Raw genomic sequence first — 9,532 nt, forward strand, 5'->3', positions numbered from 1 at the left:
TTGCAAGGTCCTTGGCACATAAGAGTGTCAAGGACCTTATCTTTTGTTATAGTGGTTAACAGTGTGTCTCAAAACAAAGACACTGCAGGAGGATTTCAGTGAAAACGCTTATTCAAGCATTGCGCGCTAAGGAATTGCGCAATAAGATTCTTTTCACGTTAATGATTGTGATTATTTACCGTATTGGTGCTTCTATTCCAACTCCCGGTATTGATTACAAAGTTGTGAGTGAAACAGTTAAAAAAGCAGCAGGTGGAGAAAACTTCGTAGCTCTGGTGAACTTGTTCTCAGGTGGTGCGTTGCTTCAGTTATCCGTCTTTGCTTTGGGTATTATGCCATACATTACTGCATCCATCGTTGTGCAGCTGTTACGTGTAGTTATTCCACGCTTCGAAGCTCTCCATAAGGAGGGACAGTCTGGTGAAGCAAAGTTGACTGAATACACCCGTTATATGACCATTGGTTTGGCATTCTTGCAGTCCACAACTATTTTGGTCACAGCGCAAACAGGTGCTTTGTTTGGAAGCGCAGCAACGGGAAAGATTATTCCAGATAGCTCTGTGCACAATATGCTCTTCATGATTATTATTATGACCGGTGGTACAGGTCTGGTCATGTGGATGGCTGAGCTTATTACCGATAAAGGTATTGGTAACGGTATGTCTGTTCTTATCTTTACCTCTATCTGCTCCGGCTTCTTGCCTCAATTGTGGGAGATTGGTTACACGCAGAAGCAGTGGACGAAGTTTGGTATTGTAACCGGCACACTCTTGGTTGTGCTTATCTTCGTTGTGTATGTTGAGCTTATGCAGCGTCGTATTCCAGTTCAGTACACTCGCCGTATGATTGGTCGTAAGATGTACGGTGGAACTTCTACATATCTGCCACTCAAGGTGAATATGTCTGGTGTTATTCCACCAATTTTCGCATCCTCCATTTTGGCTATTCCAACATTGATTGCACAATTTGGTAAGTCTGACGCCAACTGGGTGAAGTGGATTAACGCAAATCTGGCTAATACTACATCTTTGTGGTACATCGGTTTGTACTCGGTAATGATTGTATTCTTCACCTTCTTCTACACGTCGATTACCTTTAACACTGACGAAACTGCTGACAATATGAAGCAGTACGGCGGCTTTATTCCAGGTATCCGTGCAGGCCGTGCAACCAGCGAATACCTCACCTATATTATTAACCGTTTGAATACGGTTGGTGCTGTATATTTGCTCTTCGTTGCACTGATTCCAACAGTACTTATTTTGGCTTTGAGTATTGGTTCGAAGATGCCATTCGGCGGCACAACGATTTTGATTATTGCAGGCGTAGGTTTGGATACCTTGCGTCAGGCACGTGCTCAGACTGAACAGTTCCAGTATGAAGGCTTCTTAGATATTGAGGCTGATAAGGAAGCAGAACAGCTTAAGAGCGAGAAGACTGCTACTGCAGTTCTTGAAGAGACCAAGACAGATACTACTGAAGAAGATCAGGCAGAAGAAAGCGCAGTAGACGCTGACGAACAGAAAGAAGATTAATATGCGTTTGCTTATTATGGGACCACAAGGTGTGGGTAAAGGCACACAAGCTGCAAAGCTTGCCGAGCATTTTGGTATTCCTGCGATTTCTACAGGTGATATTTTCCGCTATAACCTGAAGAACCAGACTGAACTGGGTAAGCAGGCACAGGCTTTTATTGATAAGGGCAAACTCGTTCCAGATGAATTGACTAATTCTATCGTGAAAGATCGCTTAGCTATGGATGATGCTCAGGGCGGTTGGATTTTAGATGGTTACCCACGTAATGCATCTCAGGTACAAGCATTAGACACAATGCTCGAAGAACTCGGCACTCCTTTGGATGCAGTTGTTGCTTTGGATGCAGACCACGACGTGCTTATGGAACGTATGATGAAGCGCGCCGAAATCGAAGGTCGTGCAGACGATACTCCAGAAGTTATTGCAAAGCGTCTTGAAGTATATGCAGCTGAAACAGCTCCTTTGCTCAACATCTACGCTGACCGTGGTGTGCTCGTGAAGATCAATGGTGTAGGTGACATTGATGCAATCCAAGCAAATATCGTAGCTGAGTTAACTAAGTAACAGTCACACGCACTGAAATCCTCTCAACGGCTTGTTCCCTCGCATGGGAACAAGCCGTAAATTTTTGCGTAAAATTTTCTCTGCGCTGCATTCTAAAATCTAACTATGGAAACACTAATTATTATTGCAATCGTTGTCGTTCTTGTTATTGCACTTATTGCGTGGATAGCTTCAACCTACAACAACCTCATTAATCTCCGTAATCGCGTGGCGAACGGATGGGCACAAATCGATGTGCAGCTCAAACAGCGTGCAGATCTTATCCCAAACTTAGTCAATACTGTTAAGGGCTATGCTACACATGAGTCAAGCGTTTTCGAGGCGGTAACGCAAGCTCGTTCTGCAGTAAAAGCTGCAGCAGATAGCGGAAATATTGCTCAGCGTGCTCAGGCAGAAAATGCTTTAGATAAAGCTATTATTAATGTTCTTGCTGTTGCAGAAGCATATCCAGAGCTGAAAGCAAATAGCAACTTTATGGATTTACAATCCCAATTAAAGACTCTTGAAGATAAAATTGCTTACGCTCGTCAGTTCTACAACGATGTAGCGTTGAAGATGAATAATGCCGTTGAAATGTTCCCAAGCAATATTATTGCTGGATTATTCCATTTCGAGAAGGCTGAGTACTACCGTGTAGAGGAATCTGCACGCGAAGTTCCACAGGTTCAGTTCTAACAGTAGCAACTTTGGCTTCATAGGGGACAAGTTATGAAAACTCGTACACCAATTCTTAAAGCTCTTATTTACGGCATAGTGGCGGTGATTGTATATTGCCTCATTGCTGCAGGTATTGGCAATTTTATACGGTCGATGAGTCCTCAATCTATAGAGTCGGACTTGGTGTACGACAGCTTGGACTATAAAGTGCAAGTGCTCAAAAATGGCGATATGACAATGACTCAAACTATTGCCGTCAACATGTCTGATCGCAAACGCCCATGGCGTCAGTTATTTCAGGAATACAATCTATCTAGCGCGAACCTCACAAATATCAGCGATATATCAGTGACCAATCTGACTACTGGCGAGCAGTATAGTCGCAAAAATTTCAGTTTCGTCGATACGGAAAAAGTATCTATTGATCAGTGGAATACTGTAGCAGCACGTTCTTGGTATCTGGTAGATCCGGTAACAAAACAGGATATAACACAGACAGATACTCTTCGCGTTTCTCAGCACAATGAGAAAGCAAAGACTCGCGGAGTTGAGCTGGGATGGAATATTCCTCCGACTCGTTCAGGCGTGCAGACTTTCCGTATTACTATGACGTTTAAAGACGTTGCCACGGCATTGCAAGACGGCGTCTATACAATGTGGGAGCCAATTTCGAGGTGGAATGTTATTCCGATTAAACATTTGACCGGAACTATTACATATCCAGACAAAACAACTGCGTCATGGATGTTGATGCACTATACAGGCAAAGGTAAGACGCATAAGGTAGATAATAAAACCTTCACTTTTTCAGCCGATAACGTGCAGCGTAGCCGCTATGTAGACTTTGTTATACTGTACCGTAGCTCGGACGTTCAGTCTGTTCAACAGATTTCTCGGAAAAATACTGACCGAAGCGTCAAAACCGTTCTGGACGATGAGAAAAATCAAGCTGAACAGTGGGCGCTGAAGCAGCGCACAGCTGCACGTAATCGTTTAACCATTTTGATTGTATGCATGTTGCCTGTAATCGTTATGATTATCTGGCTCGTAGCCGGAGCTGTGCGTACCAAGAAACGTGCGAAATACAGAGGAGATATAGAATACTTCCGTGATTTGCCTGCTATATCACCAGCAGCTGCAGCACGCTTGTATGGTGTGATGGAGCAGGGAAAGAGTACATCTGCGCACATTCAGCAACGTGCATTAAGCGCAACTATGCTATCGCTCGTATCTAAGCATGCGCTTTTTATACTTCCTGGTTCTGCACGCGGATACGAGAATGTTTCTTTTGACTACGCAACAGCCGCACAGATAGATTCTTTGATTCAGTCAGCAATGCGTGGTACGAGTACTACGCAGGTGAGCGAAGATCAGATAAGCAGTATTCGTCAAGCTGTGTCTGATGCTGCTGCACAACGTTCTGCAGATATGACCTATATTTTGTCTCTTGATTCTTTTGAAAATGATTTTGCGAAAAAGCATCATCTGAGTCAATCAGAGAAGAAACTACTTGCAGTACTGCATGAAGTTTCTGATAAGAAAAACACTCTTGTGCTCAGCAACGATGATATTAAAGAGATAGCAGGCACCCGCGGTTCAGTATGCGCATCGCTTATTAAATTGATGTATGCCAAATTTGATGCAGAGTATGACGCATTACGTGTTGAGTCAGGAACAGCAGTATATAGGGCTATTCCGCGAACACTATCTTTCCTACTCATTATTGCATTAACTATCTATGGCTTAACTACGCCGTATTTTGCTGCATATCTGATTGCTTCAGCACTGTGGGTATTTTTCCTCTTCTTTACAGATGTTGTGGGTGCCCACGTTATTTTGAAAGACCCGTATACGCGCAGTGCCGGTGAGGTGTGGGGCTTAGCACGCTATTTGAATGATTTCAGTGACTTCTCTGATAGAGGCATAGCAGATATGCATCTGTGGGATCGCTACCTCGTATATGCTGCAGCCTTCGGTATGAGTTCGAAAGTAGCAAAGTCAATGCGCACACTGGCAATGCAACAATCTGCTACTGAAGAAGATATGAATATGTTGCCATATACGTCAACAAGTTGGATGTATATGCCATGGCATCATAGTTTCTATGCTTCCAGCGCAAGTAGTGCAGTAACTTCTTCACCTTCTACGAATACTGCTATGTGGTCAGATGGATTAGCAGATTTCTCGAGCTTTGATGCTTTTACAGAATCATTTAACAGCAGTTTGAGAGCAATTCAAGATGACTTTGCTACAGCCATAAAACCTGTTGAGAGTTATAGTTCGAGCGATGGCTCATCTGGAAGCTCCGGATGGAGCTCTGGAAGTTTCGGAGGCAGCTTCGGCGGTAGCGGCGGTGGAAGCTTCGGAGGACGTTAAAGACGATAAAGAAAGAGCACACACTGCAGACTGGAAATCGTCTCCGTATTCTGTTATCATTCAATGTTGGTGTGTTTTCACAAGAAAATGCTCTAGTAATCAAGCGAGGAATGAGGCCAATGGCTAAAGACGGTGTTATCGAAGTCGAAGGACAAGTAGTAGAGGCTCTGCCTAATGCAATGTTCCGTGTCGAATTAGAGAACAAGCATATCGTTTTGGCTACGATCTCTGGAAAGATGCGTAAGAATTATATTCGTATTCTTCCTCAAGATCGTGTGGTTCTGGAAATGAGCCCATACGATTTAACTCGCGGTCGTATTACATACCGTTACAAGTAAAAGGAAAGCCCCATGAAGGTTAGCCCAAGTGTAAAGCGTATCTGCGACTCTTGCCGCGTGATTCGCCGTCACGGTCGCGTAATGGTAATCTGCAACGCAAACCCACGTCATAAGCAGCGTCAGGGCTAAGAGTTACAGGTCTCGCGACCACAATAAAGGCGCTAAATCACAGGTGCTCTACAAGTAGTAGTTCACTTGAACCCCAAGTACGGAGGCTTGGGCCGCAATAGCGGAAGATTTGGTGCACGACCCCCGTAGAACAGAAAAGGAATTCGAAGATGGCACGTCTTGCCGGAGTCGACATCCCTAATGAGAAGCGCATTGAAATTGCTCTCACCTATATTTTCGGTGTGGGCCGCACTCGCGCTAAGGAGACACTCGAAGCAACTGGTATCAATCCAGATACTCGTGTAAAGGATCTCTCTGACGAACAGCTCATTCAGCTTCGTGATTTCATTGAAGCAAACTACAAGATTGAGGGCGATTTGCGTCGTGAAATCGACGCTGATATTCGTCGTAAGATTCAGATCAATTCTTATCAGGGTATGCGCCACCGCCGTCACCTTCCAGTGCGCGGTCAGCGTACCAAGACTAACGCACGTACTCGCAAGGGTCCAAAGCGCACAGTTGCTGGAAAGAAGAAGGCTACTAAGTAGTAGATATAAGCCACGCGTTGAATAAACGCATCGCTTACATTACATATAAGCTATAAGGAAATGAGGGTCTCTCATGGCAGCTGCAAAGCAGGCCACGCGCAAGCCTCGTCGTAAGGACCGTAAGTCGGTTCCAGTCGGCCAAGCGCATATTAAGTCCACATTCAACAACACTATTATCTCCATTACGGATCCATCTGGAGCAGTTATCTCTTGGGCATCCGGTGGCGATGTAGGCTTCAAGGGCTCCCGTAAGTCCACTCCTTACGCAGCAGGTATGGCAGCAGAAGCTGCAGCTCGCAAGGCACAGGAACACGGTGTTAAGAAGGTTGATGTATTTGTAAAGGGTCCAGGTTCCGGTCGTGAAACCGCTATCCGTTCCCTCCAGTCTGCAGGTCTCGAAGTTGGTTCTATCTCCGACGTGACCCCACAGGCACACAATGGTGTACGCCCTCCAAAGCGTCGCCGCGTCTGAGCACAAGACAGACAATTATTAGTCCAACCCGCGAAGATCAGGAAGTGCACACTGGTCTTAAGCTGAAAGGATACGAAGGTGCTTATTGCACAGCGTCCGTCACTGACAGAGGAAGTTATTAATCCTCAGCGTTCACGCTTCACTTTCACCCCATTGGAGCCAGGTTTTGGCTATACCTTGGGTAACTCATTGCGTCGTACGCTCCTCAGCTCCATTCCTGGTGCTGCAGTGACATCGGTTCGCATCTCTGGTGCTTTGCATGAGTTCACCACTCTGCCAGGCGTGAAGGAAGATGTAACCGAAATCCTCCTCAATATCAAGGGGATTGTGCTCACTAGCGAATACGATGAGCCAGTTGCAATTTACTTGCATAAGAGCGGCGAAGGTGAAGTTACCGCAGGTGATATTACCGAAGTTGCAGGCGTCGTAGTAGCAAATCCAGATTTGCACATCGCAACTCTCGCAGAAGATGGCGAATTGGAGATCGAGTTCACAGTCGAGCGTGGTCGTGGTTACGTGCCAGCTCAAATGAATAAGCAGGATAATGATGAAATCGGCCGTATTCCAGTCGATTCCATTTATTCTCCAGTACTCAAGGTGAGCTACAAAGTTGAGGCTACCCGTGTGGATCAGCGCACTGACTTTGACAAGCTTATTCTTGACGTTGAAACTAAGCAGGCGATTTCTCCTCGCGATGCTATTGCTTCCGCAGGTTCTACCTTGGTAGAGCTCTTCGGCTTGGCACGCGAATTGAATGTAGAAGCTGAAGGTATTGAAGTTGGCGCTGCTCCAGTAGTAGAAGAAGCCGACCCAGAGCTCGAGATTCCTATTGAGGATCTCAACCTCACCCAGCGTTCCTACAACTGCCTCAAGCGTGAAGGTATTCACACTGTTGGCGAGCTTGTAAAGCGTACTGAGCAAGATCTGCTTGATATTCGTAATTTCGGAATGAAGTCCATTGATGAAGTTAAGGAAAAGCTCGAAGCTCGTGGTCTTTCCTTAAAGGCTTCTCCATTAGGATTCAATCCGGTTGATCTCGAAGGTGGCACATTCTTCACTCCAGACGATATGTAATCGATATGTAGTCGATACTTAATCGTTGGCGAGTCCAAGAATTCACCGTTATAACTAAAAACCCAGCACGGATGTTCGGGCTCATGCCCACCTGTGCCGGATAAGGAGAACAAAATGCCAAGACCAAAGAAGGGTCCACGTCTGGCTTCAAGTCCAGCTCACGAGCGTCTTATGCTCGCGAACATGGCTACAAGCTTGTTCCAGAACGGTCGCATTACCACAACTTTGCCAAAGGCAAAGCGTTTGCGCCCACTTGCTGAGCGTCTTATCACTTTCGCAAAGCGTGGTGATTTGCACTCTCGTCGTCGCGTGATGCGCGTGATTCGCAACAAGTCTGTTGTACACGCTCTCTTCACCGTGATTGCTGAGCAGATGGAACAGCGTGAAGGTGGTTACACGCGCATTGTTAAGCTCGCTCCACGTCAGGGCGATAACGCTGCAATGGCAGTAATCGAGCTCGTAACCGAACCAGTATCCCCAAAGAAGGCTGCTGTTAAGGAAGCTGAAGCTGCTGTAAAGGTAGCAGAAGCTAAGGCTGAAGAAGCTGTTGAAGCTCCAGTTGAAGAAACTGCAACTGAAGAGGTAGCAGCAGAGTAAATATCATAGATATTCCTGCGCTCTCGCCAGTGAGCTAAAAGACCTAGGATTCGAAAGAGTCCTAGGTCTTTTCTATTTTTGTCTCTGTCTGCCCGTGGTTTGCGCGTATGTAGCAATCTTTACAATGTACTGTATGCGATTACGAATAGACCTTGCTTATGATGGAACGGATTTTCATGGTTGGGCACGCCAAACCGGACAACGCACTGTACAAGGAGAAATCGAAGCAGCAATCGCTAAACTTCTACGTTTAGATGCTTCAGAAGTGTGCCTTACCGTAGCAGGCCGTACGGATGCCGGCGTACATGCACGTGGCCAAGTGTGTCATATCGATGTAGAAGATAACGTTCTTGAACGTACCATCGGACATATGAGCGGTGTTACGCCTGTACAGGCTTTAGAGCGACGGATTAAACGTATCGTTCCTGCTGATATTTCTATTTTTTCTGTACAGCCCGCTCCTCAAGGCTTTGACGCTCGGTTTTCTGCTTCTGACCGTGTGTATGTGTACCGTATTGCTGATGAGTTCAGTGTGCGCGACCCTCGTTTGCGCGCTATGGTTTTGCGTGTAGATGATACTTTAGACGTTGATGTAATGAACCAGGCTGCTCGGCTGACTATCGGCTTACATGATTTTGGATCTTTTGCCTTACCGAATCCTGGAGGAACGACTATTAGGGAGGTCAAGTTTGCGTCATGGCAACGAGTGCCTCGTTACGCTTTAACTCCAGAAATTGTGTATGCTGGGGGAGCAGAACAGAGAACAACTCAGGCTGTTGGAGCAGATCCTCGTGACCAGAGCACTGCGTATGAAATTTCCAGTGCTGAATCTGGTTTATTAACTTTTACTATTATTGCTGATGCTTTTGCTCGCAATATGGTTCGTTCGCTTGTTGGAGCATGTATTGCTGTGGGACGCGGTAAGAAAACTGTTGATTGGTTTGCAGATAAAATAGCTATGCCTGCACGTGAAGGTTTAACAGGACCAGCTCCTGCTTGCGGTCTAACTTTAGAAAGAGTTAATTATCCGTCTGATGATATGCTTGAACAGCGTGCTCAAGCTATTAGAGCTGTGCGAAGCTTGGAATAAATTTTTAAGTAAGTTGCTGACTAGCGCTTTTCCTGTGCTTGTGGCATACTTGAGAAGTTGCATTTAGTTAGTTACTGATGCACATGGATGATTGTCCGAGCGGTCGAAGGAGCACGACTCGAAATCGTGTGAGGCTAAACACCTCCAAGGGTTCAAATCCCTTATCATCCGC

11 protein-coding genes and 1 tRNA gene are annotated in these 9,532 nt (G+C 45.7%); all 12 read left to right on the plus strand.

Translation table 11 applies throughout. The features are described 5' to 3' along the window. Positions 1-98 precede the first annotated feature (98 nt). The 12 genes from secY (at position 99) to HMPREF2909_RS01200 (ending at position 9,531) form a co-directional block, all read left to right on the plus strand. Positions 99-1,535, plus strand: coding sequence for a preprotein translocase subunit SecY (gene secY, locus HMPREF2909_RS01145; protein ID WP_071414910.1), 1,437 nt, complete (start codon positions 99-101; stop codon positions 1,533-1,535). 1 nt (position 1,536) lies between these two features. Next, positions 1,537-2,100: an adenylate kinase gene (locus HMPREF2909_RS01150; RefSeq protein WP_071414911.1), complete on the plus strand. Its 564-nt coding sequence runs from the start codon at positions 1,537-1,539 to the stop codon at positions 2,098-2,100. 105 nt (positions 2,101-2,205) lie between these two features. Then, on the plus strand, positions 2,206-2,775 hold the full coding sequence (locus tag HMPREF2909_RS01155) for a LemA family protein (protein ID WP_071414912.1): 570 nt from the start codon (positions 2,206-2,208) through the stop codon (positions 2,773-2,775). A 33-nt stretch (positions 2,776-2,808) separates the two neighbouring features. Next, positions 2,809-5,133 carry a DUF2207 family protein gene (locus HMPREF2909_RS01160; protein ID WP_071414913.1) on the plus strand — a complete coding sequence of 775 codons (2,325 nt, stop codon included), beginning with the start codon at positions 2,809-2,811 and terminating at the stop codon, positions 5,131-5,133. A 119-nt stretch (positions 5,134-5,252) separates the two neighbouring features. Beyond that, complete coding sequence (gene infA / locus HMPREF2909_RS01165) at positions 5,253-5,471, plus strand: translation initiation factor IF-1 (RefSeq protein ID WP_003827269.1); 219 nt, start codon at positions 5,253-5,255, stop codon at positions 5,469-5,471. A gap of 12 nt (positions 5,472-5,483) precedes the next feature. After that, on the plus strand, positions 5,484-5,600 hold the full coding sequence (rpmJ, locus tag HMPREF2909_RS01170) for a 50S ribosomal protein L36 (protein WP_021618597.1): 117 nt from the start codon (positions 5,484-5,486) through the stop codon (positions 5,598-5,600). A 149-nt stretch (positions 5,601-5,749) separates the two neighbouring features. After that, on the plus strand, positions 5,750-6,127 hold the full coding sequence (gene rpsM / locus HMPREF2909_RS01175; protein ID WP_021618596.1) for a 30S ribosomal protein S13: 378 nt from the start codon (positions 5,750-5,752) through the stop codon (positions 6,125-6,127). Between the two features lie 73 nt (positions 6,128-6,200). Further along, positions 6,201-6,599 (plus strand): 30S ribosomal protein S11, encoded by a 399-nt coding sequence (gene rpsK, locus HMPREF2909_RS01180; RefSeq protein WP_018143440.1) that lies wholly within the window; start codon positions 6,201-6,203, stop codon positions 6,597-6,599. 78 nt (positions 6,600-6,677) lie between these two features. Beyond that, complete coding sequence (locus HMPREF2909_RS01185) at positions 6,678-7,673, plus strand: DNA-directed RNA polymerase subunit alpha (protein ID WP_022857249.1); 996 nt, start codon at positions 6,678-6,680, stop codon at positions 7,671-7,673. Between the two features lie 114 nt (positions 7,674-7,787). Next, the gene (gene rplQ, locus HMPREF2909_RS01190) at positions 7,788-8,270 is read left to right on the plus strand and encodes a 50S ribosomal protein L17 (RefSeq protein ID WP_022857250.1); all 483 of its coding nucleotides are present in this window, start codon (positions 7,788-7,790) and stop codon (positions 8,268-8,270) included. A gap of 133 nt (positions 8,271-8,403) precedes the next feature. Further along, the gene (locus HMPREF2909_RS01195) at positions 8,404-9,360 is read left to right on the plus strand and encodes a tRNA pseudouridine synthase A (protein WP_049207252.1); all 957 of its coding nucleotides are present in this window, start codon (positions 8,404-8,406) and stop codon (positions 9,358-9,360) included. An 85-nt stretch (positions 9,361-9,445) separates the two neighbouring features. Next, positions 9,446-9,531, plus strand: a tRNA-Ser gene (locus HMPREF2909_RS01200). Position 9,532: the final 1 nt, after the last annotated feature.

Source organism: Alloscardovia sp. HMSC034E08 (assembly GCF_001813415.1).
GTDB lineage: Bacteria > Actinomycetota > Actinomycetes > Actinomycetales > Bifidobacteriaceae > Alloscardovia > Alloscardovia omnicolens.